This window comes from Nostoc sp. 'Peltigera membranacea cyanobiont' 213 (assembly GCF_002245975.1).
Classification (GTDB): domain Bacteria; phylum Cyanobacteriota; class Cyanobacteriia; order Cyanobacteriales; family Nostocaceae; genus Nostoc.
Window position 1 is genome coordinate 1 of sequence record NZ_NOLI01000163.1, and the last position, 16,900, is coordinate 16,900.

Genomic DNA, 16,900 nt, shown 5'->3' on the forward strand with positions numbered 1-16,900 from the left:
GGGGAAGGTGGGGCCCCCTCTGGGGATAAGGCGTAATGGCGACTGGGGGGAGATAAACCAATGACAAATGACCAATGACAAATGACCAATGACAAATGACCAATGACAAATATACAAATTTTTCTAGATATTGCTACCGAAGCGGCCTTAGCTGCTGGTGCTATTTTGCAAGGTTACTTGGGTAAGTTAGAAGACGCAATTATTGAAAAAGGTCGCCCTGGTGATTTAGTCACGGCTGCTGATAAAGCCTCAGAAGAGTTGATTTTAGAAATTTTGCGTCGCCATTTTCCTAAGCACTCTATCCTCGCTGAAGAATCAGGCAAATTAGGTAATCAAGAAAATCAATACCTCTGGGTAATAGATCCTCTAGATGGCACAACCAACTACGCCCATCAATACCCATTTTTTGCCGTCTCCATTGGGCTGTTAATTAATGGGGTTCCAGAAGTTGGTGTAATTTATGACCCATTCCACGATGAGCTATTCAGTGCTGCTACTGACTTGGGAGCAACGCGAAACCGTCGTCCCATTAATGTTTCAACAACATCTGAACTGGGTAAAAGCCTGCTAGTGACAGGATTTGCCTACGATCGCCGCGAAACCTCTGATAACAACTACGCAGAATTTAGTCACCTCACCCATCTTACGCAAGGGGTTAGACGTAGCGGTTCAGCATCACTAGATTTGGCCTATGTTGCCTGTGGACGTGTCGATGGTTACTGGGAACGAGGGCTTTCTCCTTGGGATATTGCCGCCGGGATAATTTTGTTACAAGAAGCCGGGGGCAAAGTTACTGCCTACGATGGCACTTCTGTCAAAATTGAGTCAGGTAGAATTCTGGCCACAAATGGTTATATTCACGACTCCCTCAGTAACGAACTTTTACAGGTTCCGCCACTGTCAGCCTGGGTATAGCAGTTAGGGTGGGGGCTTTTCCTTCGACTTTGGGTAAACTAAAAGCAACCTAACTGCTCCCTTGGTGTAAAAACTCTATATGTCTTTCAAAATAGATCGTGGACTATTTAAATATGATTTCATAGATCATCACGCAGTATTGTGCGTTCCAGTTGATGCGGATATCAAAGAGATTCGGAAACGCTATCTCCAAATTGCCCGCCGCTTACACCCGGATAGTAGTTTTACTGAAAGTGATGAACAAAAACAGCTAGGGAACGAATTGTTATCAAAGCTGGTTAACCCAGCTTACGAAAAACTGGTTGGCGATCGCACTCGCACGGAATATATTTTAATTTTGTCGCAAATTGGCAAGCGCCTGTTACAAGAGTCTACTTCGGTAACTCTCAACACCGACTTGGGTAAACAGTTAGCCCAGACACCTAATCTCGATGGTGTCTATAAAAGTGCGATCGCTAAACTTGCTCAAACTCAATATGATTCTTTAGAGCAAGTACTGCAAGTTATTGCCCAAGTTAGTGAGTTGAATTTAGTCTATTTAATGCGGAGTGCAAGCAAATCATCCTCATCGCCGCCACCTGTTCAACCCAAAGTCCAATCAGGTACACCTCAGCCAAATACACCAAAAAATCTACCACCAGAACCAGCGCCACCAAAAGAAGACTCGGTTGTAGAACAGTATGTTCGTCGCGCTCAATCTTTGATTGACAAAAACCAATTTGCCCAAGCCAAAGTAGAGTTGCAGGATGCTCTGAAGTTAGAACCTAAAAATAGTCACTGTCATAGCTTAATTGCAATGGTGTATTTAAAGCAAAATCAGCTAAAAATGGCAAAAATCCACTTCGACAATGCTTTAAAACTAGACCCCAATGACGAAAGGGCATTGCAATGGAAACCCAAAATAGATAAAGCTCTCGGACAACAATCTAGCGATCATAAGGTGACTTCATCCCCTAATAATGGAGATAAGCTACCAGATAAATCTGGTAGTGGTGGTTTGTTCGGTGGTTTGTTTGGTGGGAAGAAAAAATAATGGTGTATCAACCAGCAGCAGGAGCCAGGGATTTATTGCCCTTGGATGTGGAGAAAAAACGCTGGATTGAAGATCGGTTACAGCAGGTGTTTCATCGTTGGGGATATCACAGGATTATCACCTCAACTTTAGAGCGCATGGATACGCTGATGGCAGGAGAAGCAATCCAGCGCCAGATGGTGATTCAACTACAAGGCGAAGATGATGAATTAGGGCTACGTCCAGAATTAACAGCGTCCATTGCTCGTACCGTTGTCACTCGCATGGCAAATACAACTTATCCACAACGGTTGTACTACAACGCCAATGTGTTTCGCCGCACGTGGGAAAGTAGGCATAATCGCCAGCAAGAGTTTTATCAAGCTGGGGTGGAGTTGTTAGGTGCTGGCGGATTGCTGGCAAATGCGGAAGTACTCCTGTTAGTGGCAGATTGTTTAGCAGCACTGGGTTTGCGGCAATGGCACTTAATTTTAGGTGAAGCGGGAATTACGCGATCGCTCCTGAGTGCATTTCCTGCTAATTTACAGGATAAAGTTCGTAGTGCGATCGCTCATCTCGACCGGATTACTATAGATACTTTACCCTTGAGTGACAAACTCCGCGATCGCGCCATAATCATGCTGGATATGCGCGGCCCCAGTGCAGACGTGTTACAAAAAGTTAGTAGTTTGGATCTAGATGAAGAACAGCGAGAGGCAGTGAATAACCTCAAATCCCTAGTAGAGTTACTAGAATCAGAGAAAAAATTTCCCTTAATCCTCGACCTTAGTCTCATCCAGACCATAGATTACTACACTGGGATCGTCTTTGAAGTCGTCAATGATACCGAGTCCCAAGCCAGAGTTTTAGGGCGTGGTGGTCGCTACGACCAACTTTTGGGGTTATATCATCCCCAAGGAGAAAACATCCCCGGAATTGGTTTTGGACTCAATATCGAAGATTTATACCAAATTTTGTTATCTACTCAGCAATTACCGCAAGTAACCCCTGCGAGTAACTGGTTAGTAGTACCAGAGACGCAGAGTGCTAACGCCCCTGCCTTTGCCTACGCGCAAAAACTACGAGATTCCACTCATTTAGTGCGGGTAGAAATTGATTTAGGGGGAAGGGATGCAGACGCGATTCGTCAATATGCACGCGATCGCAGCATAGCCCAAATTGCTTGGATCGAAGCTGATGGTTCCCCAAAAATTGAATCATTGCGTTAGTGGGCATGGGGAAAGAGGCAAAGGGGCAGGGAGCAGAGGAGAAAGAGCTAATTTTTTATTCTCCCCCTTGCCCCCTGCTCCCCTGCTTTTTCACTCCCCTGCTAGGCTAGAAATAGCCGATACAGAAAAGAGGGAATCGAGAACATGCCGCACACAATTGTTACAGAAGTCTGTGAAGGCGTAGCTGACTGCGTAGATGCTTGTCCAGTAGCTTGTATTCATGATGGCCCAGGCAAAAATGCCAAGGGAACAGATTGGTACTGGATTGACTTTGCCACTTGCATCGACTGTGGTATATGTCTCCAAGTTTGCCCAGTCGAAGGGGCAATTCTTGCAGAAGAACGACCGGACTTGCAAAAAACCCCTTAATAGTCCATAGTCAACAGTCAATAGTTATTTTTTGACTTGACTGTTGACCAATGACAAATGACAAATGACAAATGACAAATGACAAATGACAAATGACTATTTACTAGATGTTCAAAATGTCCATGCTGGATACATCAAAGATGTAGATATCCTGCAAGGTGTAAATTTTCAGGTTGCTCCAGGGGAATTAGTAACAGTGATTGGCCCCAATGGTGCTGGTAAATCTACTTTGGCAAAAGCAATTTTTGGGCTTTTGATCCCCCACACAGGCACAATTACCTTTAAAGGTGAAAATATTGTGGGGCTAAAGTCCAATCAAATTGTTCAACGAGGAATGTGCTACGTACCGCAAATCGCCAATGTTTTCCCCTCTCTGAGTGTTGAAGAGAACTTGGAGATGGGTGCTTTTGTGCTTAACGTTCCCCTGAAACCAATTAAAGATAAAATATTTACCATGTTCCCCAGATTAAGCGATCGCCGTCGTCAACGCGCTGGTACTCTCTCTGGAGGAGAACGCCAGATGTTAGCGATGGGCAAAGCTTTGATGTTGGAACCTAGTTTGCTAATTTTAGATGAACCATCTGCTGCTTTATCACCAATCTTGGTGACACAGGTGTTTGAGCAGATTAAACAAATTAATCAGGCGGGAACTGCGATTGTATTAGTAGAACAAAATGCCCGTAAAGCTTTAGAGATGGCTAATCGTGGCTATGTACTGGAGTCGGGACGCGATGCTATCTCCGGCCTTGGTCAAGAACTATTAAACGATCCTAAAGTGGGTGAACTATATCTGGGAGCAGGTAAAAGACATTAACCCTCTTTAATTACTCTTGCCCCCATTCAATCATAACACCACTTGAAATAAGGAAACTTCACGAGCCGATAGCGATGCCGAACGCGAGTGCGTCTCGTAGAGAAGGCGAAGTGCGCCTACGCTATCTATAAACTAATACAAAAACTATAACAATTCCTGCCACTGCCGCGACCGTCGTTTTCGATGCTCAAAGAATTCTCCCCAATAATCCTTGCGTTTCTAATCACATCTACAGCGAGTAAAAAGGTAAAACAGGACATTCATTTAGGAAAAAATGATAAAAATGCAAATTAACCGGATTTGCCAGAACCCCAATTGAACAAGAAGGCTTACTGAACTTCCTATATATAAAGCTCTGCATCACTTTTTGATATACCTCTGAGTCAAAATAACTTCTGTAAAGCCGCTCCAGAGGGAATCTGGAGCGTTTTTTATGGTATAAAAACGTCTATGTTTACCCCAATCAAAATTGATTGAGTGCTTTTGGCAATTTGGCAGCCAAAATTTTTTTGTTCCAGTTTTAATTGATATATCAGCAGGGTTACTGGGACATTGAGAAACTTCTACAAGGGATCGATTCCCGTCTCAAAATCCCACCCAATGGCCAGTTGTTGACGCTCACGCTCTGTAAACTACCTGAAATGGTATGGTTTGCAGTAAACAAGCAGAGCAAGCGTCACCGCTTCACCACAACTGGCTAGAAATCAAACAGAAAACAATAGTTAGTCAAGGATATCCTCCCCAACCCCCCTTAAGAAGCAGGGTTGGGGAGGATATCCAGAGTCAAATATCACTAACACTAATCGTATAGAGCGATCGCCACAATTTATTGAACCTGTAGCTACCTGAGTTTATTTTTTGCCGATAGTAGTAAATCTTGAGCTTTTAGATAGGCTGTTGTGCCGTTTTGCACTTTTTCTAATTGATTAATAATACTCTGCAATTGGCTCAACACCCGATTGCGCCTCACATCATGAGCATCAACAGGAATTGAAGCCAACAAGCTTTCGATTTCTCGCTGTGCTAATTCCATTGCCTCTACAGCATCCGCCTCAGCTTGCCGTCTCACCTTGACTTCACCTAAATTAGCCTCATAAATTGCTAATAACTTCTGTGCTTCGGTATAACCCGCCACATCCTTTGAGGGAATCTCTTTGAGCCGCTCAATTGCCTCCATCCACAAATTTTCTATTTGTCGCCATTCTGCGACGCTATGCGGCGGATTTTGACCAGCTTTAGCAGCTTGCCAAGAAAATTGCCGTGCTGCGGTGATTAAGGCACTGATGCGATCGTTTCCCGCCGCCAATCCAACAACTTCCTTGAACTCACGCTTATAATTATCCAATTGATTTTGGATAGTTTTTCCTGCCAGAGTTTGACCAGGAATCTGCTCAAATTGATTCAGCGCCGTTTGCCAAGCAGCTGTTGCAGTCTGTTTATCAGTTGCTGTTGTCGCCCGTTCATATTGCTGTTTCGCATTTAAGAAAGCCTTCATATTCTCAGTAAGCAAAGACTGAGCATTTTTTTCCTGAAAAACCTGAGCTTCTAGCTTCCCAACTTTACTCCGAAATGTATTAAAACCATAGATGCTAAAGCGCGAGTCATACCACCAATATCTGTATTCACTCCAATCGTTAACAAAAGAAGTTGGTAATTGGTCTAAATGTTTTTGTGCTTCTTGTAGCTTCTCTTCGCCCAAAGCCAAATCAGCAGGACTGGTAGGGTTTTCAATCAATTGTTCAGCTTGCTCGACTGATACCAACGCCTGTCGATAGTGATTATCCATACTCATATAGCTGGGTAGCAACAAAAAAGGCGCATGGAGCATCACCGGATGGCGAATCACCGGGTAAGGCTGGTTCGCCACCCAAATTACAGCACCGGGAATACCGATAAGTATTGCTATCCAAATAAGTTTACTACCTATACCCCGCTTGGTTTTGCGATGCGGTTGCAGAGGGGGTGTTTTGATCGCCTGCCTCTCTAACTCCATTTCATGCTCTAATTTAGCTAGGTTTTTGGAGGTTGATAGTGTTGCAGATTGTTGGCTGAGGGCAGAAGGATCTATCCCAGGGCTATTTGGAGCATTTTTACGTAGAAAATTCCAGTTTATTTTATTTAAAAAAGCCATATCTATAGCCAGTACTGTGTTAAGTATTCCCAAAAATACAGGAAATATAAACAATAGGTTGTTTTGACTGTTGACACGAATTATATTTTTTATCAACAAGAGAGTTACGGATTAAAAAAATATTATATTTATAGTTCTTCAGAGCTTAATTTTGACAAATAAGCTAAAGCTTACTTAGGGCATACAATAATAATTCTGGATAGTTTATAAATTAAAAATTACGATGTTGTGTAAATATTAAATGACTCTTAAAGCGTGTAACAAGGTACTCTTATATCCTGCTTAAGTATGATATTTTTTTGGAAAAAGCTTTGTTGTTGTCAGGTAGATTGATGAGCCGAATTAATGGATTTGTCGGGCGACGTGATTTCTTAAAATTTGCCAGTTTCCTAGGTGTTGCAGCTACTGTTGTTGCTGATAGCTTTTGGAATCCAGAGCAAACTGCTGTTGCAGATATTCACCCAGTTAACCCTAATCCAATCAGTCCAAATGAAGCCATTAGACGCTTGCTAGATGGTAATCAAAGATTTATCCATCAAAAACGTCAATATCTCAGTCAATCACTAGAACGTCTACTATTAGTTGCTAAAGCTCAGTATCCTTTTGCAGCTATATTGGGCTGTGCAGATTCTAGAGTACCTGCGGAAATTGTCTTCGATCAAGGACTTGGAGATTTATTTGTCGTGCGTGTTGCTGGGAATGTGGTCAGTGATACGGTTATAGGTAGTCTGGAATACTCTACAACAGTATTAGGTTCGCGGTTGATTGTGGTATTAGGTCATAAAAGATGTGGTGCAGTCGCGGAAGCGCTCAAAAATGAAGCACTTCCTGGCAGAATTGGTTTAATTGTTGAGGGCATCAAACCATCTATAGAAAGGGTAAAGTTTAGAACGGGTGATAATATGCAGGATGTGGTTCTAGCTAACATTCAATATCAGACTGAAAAGTTGCAGGAAAGCTCAACAATTTTAGCCAAATTGCTTGGTGAAGGTAAACTAAAGATTGTCGGTGCTTGTTATGATATTGACACAGGTAAAGTCAACATTCTTACTTGAATACTCTGGATTTTTTAGAGTTTTGATTATTAACGATATTTATAATTTTATTTATTCAACCTTTATCGATCCAAGGCACTGTCAACGCTTGTAACAAATAAACCCAGCAGGGGCCATATAACAAAGCCGCCTGCCAGGAAGGTATAGTATATTCTGGCCATGTTTGATTAGGTTAGCGCTTATTTATAAAAAATAATTGCGTATCCCTAGATACAATAACTAAATACTTTGGAAAACACAGTTAAGAAAAGTTACTAAATAGGTTAATTTCCAATTAAAACCAGCAGTTTCCTAAATGGATAGATGAGGGAGTGGAAGACAAGGGAGAATAATTGAACAAATTCTCTCTTGTTCTTTGCCAGTCCCCAATGCCCAATCCCCAATGCCCCATAATATAAGAAAGCGCTTCACACTTCTTAAATAATCAACTTTATTAGAACAATGGCGAGAGACTTACGGGGATTCATTAAAATTCTAGAAGAAAGAGGACAATTACGGCGGATTTCAGCTTTAGTTGACCCAGACTTAGAAATTGCTGAGATTTCCAACCGGATGCTGCAAAAAGGTGGGCCAGGGTTGTTGTTTGAAAATGTCAAAGGCGCTTCCTTTCCGGTGGCGGTGAATTTGATGGGAACTGTAGAAAGGATTTGTTGGGCGATGAATATGCAGCATCCAGAGGAGTTGGAAACTCTGGGGAAAAAACTGAGTATGCTACAACAACCAAAACCGCCGAAGAAGATTTCCCAAGCCATAGATTTTGGCAAAGTGCTGTTTGATGTGGTAAAGGCGAAACCAGGACGGGACTTTTTCCCCGCTTGTCAGCAAGTTGTGCTTCAAGGTAATAATTTAGATTTAAACAAGTTACCTTTGATACGTCCTTATTGTGGTGATGCTGGCAAGATTATCACGCTGGGACTGGTAATTACCAAAGATTGTGAGACGGGTACACCAAATGTAGGTGTGTATCGCTTGCAACTACAATCGAAAAATACGATGACTGTTCACTGGTTATCGGTGCGGGGTGGTGCGAGGCATTTGCGAAAAGCGGCGGAACGTGGGAAGAAATTAGAAGTTGCGATCGCACTTGGTGTAGATCCTCTAATTATTATGGCAGCTGCCACGCCCATCCCTGTAGATTTATCAGAATGGCTGTTTGCTGGACTATACGGTGGTTCTGGTGTGCAGTTGGCGAAGTGTAAAACCGTCGATTTGGAAGTTCCCGCAGATTCAGAATTTGTCTTGGAAGGAACGATTACACCAGGAGAAGTCTTACCAGATGGCCCCTTTGGCGATCACATGGGTTATTACGGCGGTGTGGAAGATTCGCCATTGGTACGCTTTGAGTGTATGACACACCGGAAAAATCCGATTTACTTAACAACATTTAGCGGTCGTCCACCTAAAGAAGAAGCGATGATGGCGATCGCACTAAATCGTATTTATACGCCCATACTGCGCCAACAAGTATCAGAAATTGTCGATTTCTTCCTCCCAATGGAAGCTTTAAGTTACAAAGCAGCGATTATTTCCATTGATAAAGCATATCCCGGACAAGCGCGACGAGCAGCTTTAGCTTTTTGGAGTGCTTTACCACAATTTACTTACACTAAATTTGTAATTGTTGTAGATAAAGACATCAATATTCGCGATCCCCGTCAAGTAGTGTGGGCGATTAGTTCCAAAGTTGACCCAGTACGAGATGTGTTTATTTTGCCGAATACACCGTTTGATACGTTGGATTTTGCTAGTGAAAAGATTGGCTTAGGTGGACGGATGGGAATTGATGCGACTACAAAGATTCCGCCCGAAACAGACCATGAATGGGGTTCGCCTTTGGAATCTGACCCAGATGTGGCGGCGATGGTAGAGAGGCGATGGGCGGAGTATGGTTTAGCAGAGTTGCAGTTGGGAGAAGTAGACCCAAATTTGTTTGGCTATGATATGAGGTAAGGTGTTAAATAACAACATCGAAACAGAATTCAGTTAGGTATTCTATACGACTGGCGGATAGCGACGCGAAAAGCGAGTCTATGAACGTCTGAATAATCGGCGTTTTTGCACCTCTATCAAATAGTAGATTTGGGGGAGGTGCAAAAAGTCTTAATTTCTAGGTGAGAGTTTATTGCCTATTAATAATAGTGTACAAACCATTGCACCTAACATATAAACCATAGACGTTTCAGCATCCTTTAAAATTAGAATATAAAACATAGAGAACACTACAAAAACAAGTACCGTTATTTTCAACATAAAATCAAACAATTTCAATCATAAATACTAGGAAAAATACATCAAAAGTCTAGCTCATGTTTTTCCTATTGTTGAGCGCAGAAAAATATTTCAATTTCTAATAGCATTTAGTATTTCAGTGTGGATAAATTATTGGATCGCTATTTCTAATATATTTCTTAAGTGATTGTTTACCTGATTGTAAATATGACAGTTTTTTTTGTGGTAGTAACTAACCTAGACAAATGTACTTCTACCAAGTATTTTTATCAAAAAAAACTGTTTCATAAATATAAGCCAATTTTATTGACCAGGATTTTTACTATTCTCACCTCTTTGGGCCGTATTCTCTCTGCTACCAACACTGACTTCAATTCATCCAGGGTCGAATCCATGAGTGAATGCTCCTCTTGCTGTCGCTATTGCAGCGATCGCTGGTGGTATGAGTCCATAATTGGGCGGTCTGTATTGCCTCTTGGAAGATTAGAAAAGAGGAAATAAATGTATTGTATTTTATCCCTAATCCTGTAGAATACACGTAAATATCGTTTGGAGGTTGTCAGTTACTGAGTTATTCAAAAAAACTGTCAGCATGAACTCGAAAGTGCAAAAGATGTCTGCGTCTACTACATAATAAATTAGACTATCATGAGAACTAAAATTTATCGACTCGTTGCAATTACTACGTCAACTCTAGCTATAGCAATAGTTGGATCGGTCAACTCTGTTCCAACTATTGCAGTAGATTTAAAACCTGTCCAAAAGTTAGCAGATACAACTCAACTTAATCAAGCAAACCAGTATACTTTCACTGACCCGATTAAGACTACAGAAATTGTTTTCTTTCCGCAAGCGCCAGGGCCAGTGCGAGTGGACGATCCACCAAAAGCTTCACAACTAATTTATCATGGGCCATCAGGAGAATTGACTTTTCGAGGTAAGGAAATTAGGAAACAAAAAAGTGCTTTAGGTTTACTTATTACTGTTACCTTAGAGCCAAACTTCGATCGAGGTCAACTAGAGTTAACGTTGGTGCTACCAACTGTAAATCTTGAAAATGGTCAAAAACAAAACTTTGATACCGTAGCAATTAAGGCCAGGGGCTTAGGGCGTGTCATCAATCGAGCGGGATCGGAACTGACTTATCTGGTTTTACCACTTAAGGGTGTGGCAGAACAGGTTCCTCTTCCTCTCTAAGTTAAACATTGGAGCAAGTGACACGATCGCTTGCTGGATAAATATTTTTAGGCGATGGAGAGGGCTGAGTTAACTGAGTATTCTTCTTACTCAGCCCTCTCCATCGCCATCTGGTTAGCTCAATCGTAGCGATCGCAGTTGAAGGGAAGCAATGCGAAAAAGTGAGCGCATTGTCAAATGAGTCGGGGAATCAAAGGGAGACTCACAACTAAATTTGTCATTAGAGAGAGTTTGTTTTATCAGAAAATCCGCCTCCAGGTGCTAGCAAAAAGTCTGGCAGACAAACCATTATGCTATCTGGCGTGTTTGTAAACATTGTGCAATCAATCATATTGCGATCGCCTACGGCCGGCGGCTACGCCATCGCACCACAATACAGCACAACATAGAATTTGACTGGAGGAGACTGCGTGAGAATTGGTGCTAACTACTTGGGTAACGGAGAGTGTGAATTTACAGTTTGGTCTCCGCTATTAGATGGTGTTACAGTAAAAATTTTAACTCCAGAAGAACAGTTAATTCCCCTCAAACCTCAGTCTGAGGGATACTGGCAAACGAAAGTCAGCGATGTGTATCCGGGTACGCTTTATCAGTATGTCTTAAATGGCCAAGATACTTTTGCCGATCCCGCATCGCAGTATCAACCGGAAGGGGTACATGGCCCGTCTCAAATTGTCGATCCGCAGTTTGAATGGACAGATGAAGGGTGGGCAGGTATTCCTGTGGAGTCGATGATTTTTTATGAACTCCACGTTGGGACTTTTACACCGGAAGGAACTTTCAGTGCGATTATTCCCCGCTTACCGGAACTGCGGGAACTGGGAATTAATGCCATTGAAATCATGCCCATCGCCCAGTTTCCGGGAGACACTCATGTTGAAGCCTCTCTGGCATATCGCAACTGGGGTTATGACGGCGTTTACCCTTTTGCTGTTCAAAATTCTTACGGTAGCCCAGCCGAACTGAAGGAACTGGTAAATGCTTGCCACCAACACAATATTGCTGTAGTGCTGGATGTGGTGTATAACCACTTTGGGCCAGAAGGCAACTACATGAGCCAGTTCGCGCCCTACTTTACTAAAACCTATAAAACGCCGTGGGGCGAAGCGCTGAATTTCGACGATGCCCATAGTCAGGGTGTGCGAAATTATTTTATCGAAAATGCCCTTTACTGGTTGGGCGAATTCCACATTGATGCATTGAGACTTGATGCAATTCAGGCAATTTACGACTTGGGAGCCAAGCATTTTTTGCAAGAATTGGCGGAAGCAGTTCATCATTTCTCACAACAAGGGCAAAAATGGAAACGCCATTTAATTGCTGAAAGCGATTTGAACAATCCGCAAATTATTCGTCCGGTAGAATTGGGTGGATATGGAATCGATGCCCAATGGAGTGATGACTTTCACCATTCATTGCACACCCTGTTGACAGGCGATCGCCAAGGATATTATCACGATTTTGGGAAGCTTGCTGATTTGGCAAAAGCTTACAATGATAGTTTTGTCTACGATTGGAAGTATTCGCCCGATCGCAAAAGATTTCATGGCATAAGTTGCCGCGATCGCAATTTCTCACAGTTTACAGTCTGCATTCAGAATCACGATCAAATCGGCAATCAAATGAAAGGAGAACGCCTCACTGAGAGGATCTCTTTTGAAGGATTGAAGTTAGCTGCTGGCGCTGTGCTACTCTCGCCTAATTTACCTCTGTTATTTATGGGAGAGGAATATGGAGAAACTGCACCCTTCATTTACTTTGTTAGTCACTCCGATCCCGATTTGATTCAAGCAGTTCGAGCCGGACGCAAACAAGAATTTGAAGCATTTCACTATGCAGACGATCCCCCAGATCCCGAATCGGCAGAAACTTTCCTAAAGTCTAAACTCAATTGGCAATTACACAATGAAGGTAATCACAAAGTTCTGTGGAATTGGTATCGCCAGTTAATTAATTTACGCAAGACGCATCCAGCCCTTTTAAATCAAGACCGCAATTTCATCGAAGCGACTAGCGATGAAGATAAGCAGGTGGTCATCGTGCGTCGTTGGTGCGAATCAAGCGAACTAATATTTGTGATGAATTTTAATTCGTCTTCAGTGAAAGTAACTCTGCCAATTCAGCAAAATGCTAATAAGTTGTTAGACTCTGCTGATACCTCATGGTCTGGGCATGGTTCTGAAGCTGCTGAACATCTGTCTCCGGGAGAAGAAGTGGAATTGCGACCTACTAGTTTAGTACTGTATGAAAAAGGATGAGTGAGAGTTAGGGACTTCCAATTAAAAAAATATCCAATTTTGTAGGGTGCGTTACGCTGTCGCTAACGCACCGCCAGATATCTCGGTGCGTTACGGCTTTCGCCTAACACACCCTACTGTATATTTTATTTTTTGGAAGTCCCTTAGAACTTAAAGTTTCAGCCTCATAACCTCAAGTTCCAAGCTAAAAGGTTCAACGTTCGAGCTAAAAGGCTCAACGTTCGAGCTAAAAGGTTCAACGTTCGAGCTAAAAGGCTCAACGTTCAGGCTAAAAGGTTCAACGTTCGAGCTAAAAGGCTCAACGTTCGAGCTAAAAGGCTCAACGTTCAGGCTAAAAGGTTCAACGTTCAGGCTAAAAGGTTCAACGTTCGAGCTAAAAGGCTCAATGTTCAGGCTCAAAGGCTCAACGTTCAGGCTCAAAGGCTCAAATTCCCCCCCCCTAAATAGGTTTCAGATAAGATCCCCCCGCCTGCGGCGACCCCCTTAAAAAGGGGGTAAAGATTGGGAAAAGCCCCCCTTCTTAAGGGGGGTTGGGGGGATCTCCGAGAAACAAACATGTTAACCAAACCGTATCGCCCCATCTCTTATTACAACAAACTCATGCGAATTCCTACCGCCACCTATCGAATTCAGTTTACACCCCAGTTTGGTTTTGACAATGCTAAAGCGATCGCATCTTATCTAGCAGATTTGGGTATTTCCGATTTATATGCCTCCCCCATTTTCAAAGCCCGATCTGGGAGTACCCACGGTTACGATATAGTAGATGCCACTCAACTTAACCCAGAACTGGGAACGAATGAATCCTTTGATGCCTTAGTTGGCGAAGTCCAATCTCTAGGTATGGGCTGGTTACAAGATATTGTGCCCAACCACATGGCCTATAGCAGCGAAAACGATTACTTGATGGACATATTGGAACACGGCCCAGATTCCAGTTATACTGACTACTTCGATCTTTCTTGGAATGCTCCCTTTGGCGATCGCCAAGAGCGAATCCTCGCACCGCTACTAGGAGATTTCTATGGTGCATCCCTCGAAAACGGACATATTCAACTTCAATACGAACAAAACGGTTTAACCGTAAACTATTACAGCTTAAAACTGCCGCTAAGATTAGAATCTTATACAAAATTTATTACCCATAATTTGGGCAAACTCACACGCACACTCGGACGCAATCATCCCGATTTTATTAAACTATTAGGGATTTTGTATATTCTCAAAAGTGTGCCCTCAGAAGTCGCAGGAAAACAGCGACAAGACCAAATCGCATTTATTAAAGGATTGGTTTGGGAACTCTACACCACAAACGATGCCATCCACGAATTCATTGACGAAAATATTCAAACTTTCAACGGAGAACCAGGTAATTCAGAAAGCTTTAACTTGCTAGATGAATTACTAAATGACCAGTTTTACCGTCTCGCCTTCTGGAAAGTCGGGGCGGAAGAAATGAACTATCGCCGTTTCTTTACCGTCAACGAACTTATTTCCGTTAAAGTTGAAGAAGTGCGAGTTTTTAATAACACTCATAGCCTAATTCAAAAGCTAGTTGAAGAGGGCAAATTTACCGGCTTACGCATTGACCATATTGATGGACTCTATAACCCAATCCAGTATCTAGAAAGGCTGCGGGAAAAAACGGGAGATGTTTATATCACGGTCGAAAAGATTTTAGAACTCACTGAAGAATTGCCAGAAAACTGGGCAATCGAAGGGACATCTGGATATGACTTTCTTAACTATGTAAATGGCGTATTTTGTCAAACTGAAAATGAATCATCCTTCGATAAAATCTACCAGAATTTTATTGGTTCAAGAGCAGATTATGCCTCGATAGTGAAGGATAAAAAGCACCTGATCCTAGAAAAGAATTTAGCGGGTGATATTGACAATTTGGCTCTTTTGTTAAAGAACATTTCTAGTAAATATCGTTATGGCAATGATTTTACGCTGAATGGCTTGAAAAGAGCGATCGCTGAAGTTCTAACCCTGTTCCCAATTTACCGTACCTACATTACCCCCGATGGAATTGGGGATAGCGATCGCGCTACCATTCAAGAAGTAATTAACCAAGCCAAAGAACAAACGCCCCTGTTGCAGCACGAACTGACCTTTATTGAAAAGTTAATGCTGCTTGAGTTTGATAACTCTCTGACTCAAACAGAACGCGAACAGTGGATATATTTTGTCTTGCGGATGCAGCAATATAGCGGGCCGCTAATGGCCAAAGGTGTAGAAGACACCACATTATATGTTTACAATCGCTTGCTGTCGCTAAATGAAGTCGGGGGAAATCCCAGTCATTTTGGGATTGAATTAGCCAAATTTCATGCCTTTAACAAACAGCACCAAGCAACTTGGCCTCACACAATGAACACCACAGCTACCCACGACACCAAACGCGGCGAAGATGTGCGGGCCAGGTTGAATGTGTTGTCAGAAATCCCAGAAGATTGGGATCGGCAGGTAAATACCTGGAGTGCTATTAATCGAGGAAATCGCAGTCATCGCCACGGGTTTGCTATGCCCGATCGCAACGATGAGTATTTTATCTATCAAACCTTTGTAGGGGCGTTTCCTTTTGCGGAACAAGAACACGCATCCTTCGTGGAACGAGTCAAAGATTATATAATTAAGGCAATTAGAGAAGCAAAAGTGCATACAGCATGGTTGCGACCTGATAGCGAGTACGAACAAGCTTGTACTTCCTTTATTGAGAAGGTACTCGATCCTTCCATCTCCGAGGAATTTCTAAAAGCCTTTCATCCCTTTCAACAGCGAATTGCAGAGCATGGTATTTTCAATTCCCTTTCTCAAACTCTCCTGAAGATTACCGCACCCGGCGTACCCGACTTGTACCAAGGAACAGAACTTTGGGAACTCAGTCTAGTAGATCCAGATAACCGCCGTCCCGTGGATTTTGAACAGCGACGTACTTACTTAAGTGCCATCCGCAAAGAGGTGAAAACAGATATTCTCGGACTGATTCAGGAGTTATTAAACGACAAAACAGACGGTAAAATCAAACTGTTTTTAACGGCTCAATTACTCCAAGCTAGAACAAACTATGTCTCATTATTCCAGGATGGCGACTATCTGCCCTTAGAAGTTCAGGGAACTTATGCCAATCACATTATCGCCTTTGCACGGCGGGAAGGGAATCAAACAGCGATCGCGATCGCGCCTCGCTTTTTAACCAGTTTCATCCAACCCGGAGACAACCCTTTAGGTGAGTCAGTTTGGCAAGATACGCACCTGCAACTCCCCCCTGGAACTCCCCTCTCCTGGACAAACGTCCTCACTCAGCAACCCTTACAAGCTACAGAAACCCTATCCATCGGTTCAGCCCTCGCCCATTTCCCAGTTGCTTTGTTAGTTAGTAGCGCAGAGTGAATCTGTTTTACGTCTGACAATTAGCAGTCCACGAAAAACCTAACCCCCAACTCGTCGCGGGAAGGGGGAAAATTTAAAGTCTTTCTCCTTCTAGGCTACAGTGTACACACAAGTACCTATTACCCCCCTCAATCCCCCCGATATATTGGGGGGAAGCCGGAAATCTAGTTCCCTCTCCTTTATAAGGCTACCGTGTATACACAAGTAGAATTACCCCCCTTAATCCCCCCGATGTATTGGGGGGAGACCGGAAAATCCGGTTCCCTCCCCTTTATAAGGGGAGGGTTAGGGT

At 42.8% G+C, this 16,900-nt stretch carries 11 protein-coding genes; 10 read left to right on the forward strand and 1 reads right to left on the reverse strand.

Features of this window, described 5'->3' with window-relative positions:
• The first annotated feature begins 102 nt into the window (after positions 1-102).
• The 5 genes from CDG77_RS29370 to CDG77_RS29390 all read left to right on the forward strand — a co-directional run bounded on the left by CDG77_RS29370 (position 103) and on the right by CDG77_RS29390 (position 4,339).
• Positions 103-915, forward strand: coding sequence for an inositol monophosphatase family protein (locus CDG77_RS29370; RefSeq protein ID WP_094332784.1), 813 nt, complete (start codon positions 103-105; stop codon positions 913-915).
• 79 nt (positions 916-994) lie between these two features.
• Positions 995-1,948, forward strand: coding sequence for a J domain-containing protein (locus CDG77_RS29375; protein ID WP_094332785.1), 954 nt, complete (start codon positions 995-997; stop codon positions 1,946-1,948).
• Positions 1,948-3,156, forward strand: coding sequence for an ATP phosphoribosyltransferase regulatory subunit (locus tag CDG77_RS29380; protein ID WP_094332786.1), 1,209 nt, complete (start codon positions 1,948-1,950; stop codon positions 3,154-3,156). Before CDG77_RS29375 ends, CDG77_RS29380 begins: the two co-directional genes overlap by 1 nt.
• 144 nt (positions 3,157-3,300) lie before the next feature.
• Positions 3,301-3,525: an indolepyruvate ferredoxin oxidoreductase subunit alpha gene (locus CDG77_RS29385; protein WP_094332787.1), complete on the forward strand. Its 225-nt coding sequence runs from the start codon at positions 3,301-3,303 to the stop codon at positions 3,523-3,525.
• Positions 3,526-3,610: 85 nt separating this feature from the next.
• The gene (locus tag CDG77_RS29390) at positions 3,611-4,339 is read left to right on the forward strand and encodes an ABC transporter ATP-binding protein (RefSeq protein WP_094332788.1); all 729 of its coding nucleotides are present in this window, start codon (positions 3,611-3,613) and stop codon (positions 4,337-4,339) included.
• 841 nt (positions 4,340-5,180) lie between these two features.
• Here the strand turns inward: CDG77_RS29390 and CDG77_RS29395 are convergent.
• Positions 5,181-6,470, reverse strand: a complete 1,290-nt coding sequence (locus CDG77_RS29395; protein ID WP_094332789.1) for a hypothetical protein — start codon at positions 6,468-6,470, stop codon at positions 5,181-5,183.
• A gap of 332 nt (positions 6,471-6,802) precedes the next feature.
• On the opposite strand from CDG77_RS29395, the gene CDG77_RS29400 reads away from it, so the two are divergent.
• The 5 genes from CDG77_RS29400 (at position 6,803) to treY (ending at position 16,608) form a co-directional block, all read left to right on the forward strand.
• Positions 6,803-7,525, forward strand: a complete 723-nt coding sequence (locus CDG77_RS29400; RefSeq protein ID WP_094332790.1) for a carbonic anhydrase — start codon at positions 6,803-6,805, stop codon at positions 7,523-7,525.
• Positions 7,526-7,966: 441 nt separating this feature from the next.
• Positions 7,967-9,475, forward strand: coding sequence for a UbiD family decarboxylase (locus CDG77_RS29405; protein WP_094332791.1), 1,509 nt, complete (start codon positions 7,967-7,969; stop codon positions 9,473-9,475).
• A 927-nt stretch (positions 9,476-10,402) separates the two neighbouring features.
• Positions 10,403-10,951: a hypothetical protein gene (locus tag CDG77_RS29410; protein WP_094332792.1), complete on the forward strand. Its 549-nt coding sequence runs from the start codon at positions 10,403-10,405 to the stop codon at positions 10,949-10,951.
• Between the two features lie 410 nt (positions 10,952-11,361).
• On the forward strand, positions 11,362-13,209 hold the full coding sequence (gene treZ / locus CDG77_RS29415; protein ID WP_094332793.1) for a malto-oligosyltrehalose trehalohydrolase: 1,848 nt from the start codon (positions 11,362-11,364) through the stop codon (positions 13,207-13,209).
• 600 nt (positions 13,210-13,809) lie between these two features.
• Positions 13,810-16,608 (forward strand): malto-oligosyltrehalose synthase, encoded by a 2,799-nt coding sequence (gene treY, locus CDG77_RS29420; RefSeq protein WP_094332794.1) that lies wholly within the window; start codon positions 13,810-13,812, stop codon positions 16,606-16,608.
• The last annotated feature ends 292 nt before the right edge of the window (positions 16,609-16,900 follow it).

Excerpts from the sequence above, each read along its gene's own strand:
- CDG77_RS29370 (WP_094332784.1), top strand. The coding sequence starts at position 103 with ATGACAAATATACAAATTTTTCTAGATATTGCTACCGAAGCGGCCTTA.
- CDG77_RS29375 (WP_094332785.1), top strand. The coding sequence starts at position 995 with ATGTCTTTCAAAATAGATCGTGGACTATTTAAATATGATTTCATAGAT.
- CDG77_RS29380 (WP_094332786.1), top strand. The coding sequence starts at position 1,948 with ATGGTGTATCAACCAGCAGCAGGAGCCAGGGATTTATTGCCCTTGGAT.
- CDG77_RS29385 (WP_094332787.1), top strand. The coding sequence starts at position 3,301 with ATGCCGCACACAATTGTTACAGAAGTCTGTGAAGGCGTAGCTGACTGC.
- CDG77_RS29390 (WP_094332788.1), top strand. The coding sequence starts at position 3,611 with ATGACAAATGACTATTTACTAGATGTTCAAAATGTCCATGCTGGATAC.
- CDG77_RS29395 (WP_094332789.1), bottom strand. The coding sequence starts at position 6,470 with ATGGCTTTTTTAAATAAAATAAACTGGAATTTTCTACGTAAAAATGCT.
- CDG77_RS29400 (WP_094332790.1), top strand. The coding sequence starts at position 6,803 with ATGAGCCGAATTAATGGATTTGTCGGGCGACGTGATTTCTTAAAATTT.
- CDG77_RS29405 (WP_094332791.1), top strand. The coding sequence starts at position 7,967 with ATGGCGAGAGACTTACGGGGATTCATTAAAATTCTAGAAGAAAGAGGA.
- CDG77_RS29410 (WP_094332792.1), top strand. The coding sequence starts at position 10,403 with ATGAGAACTAAAATTTATCGACTCGTTGCAATTACTACGTCAACTCTA.
- treY (WP_094332794.1), top strand. The coding sequence starts at position 13,810 with ATGCGAATTCCTACCGCCACCTATCGAATTCAGTTTACACCCCAGTTT.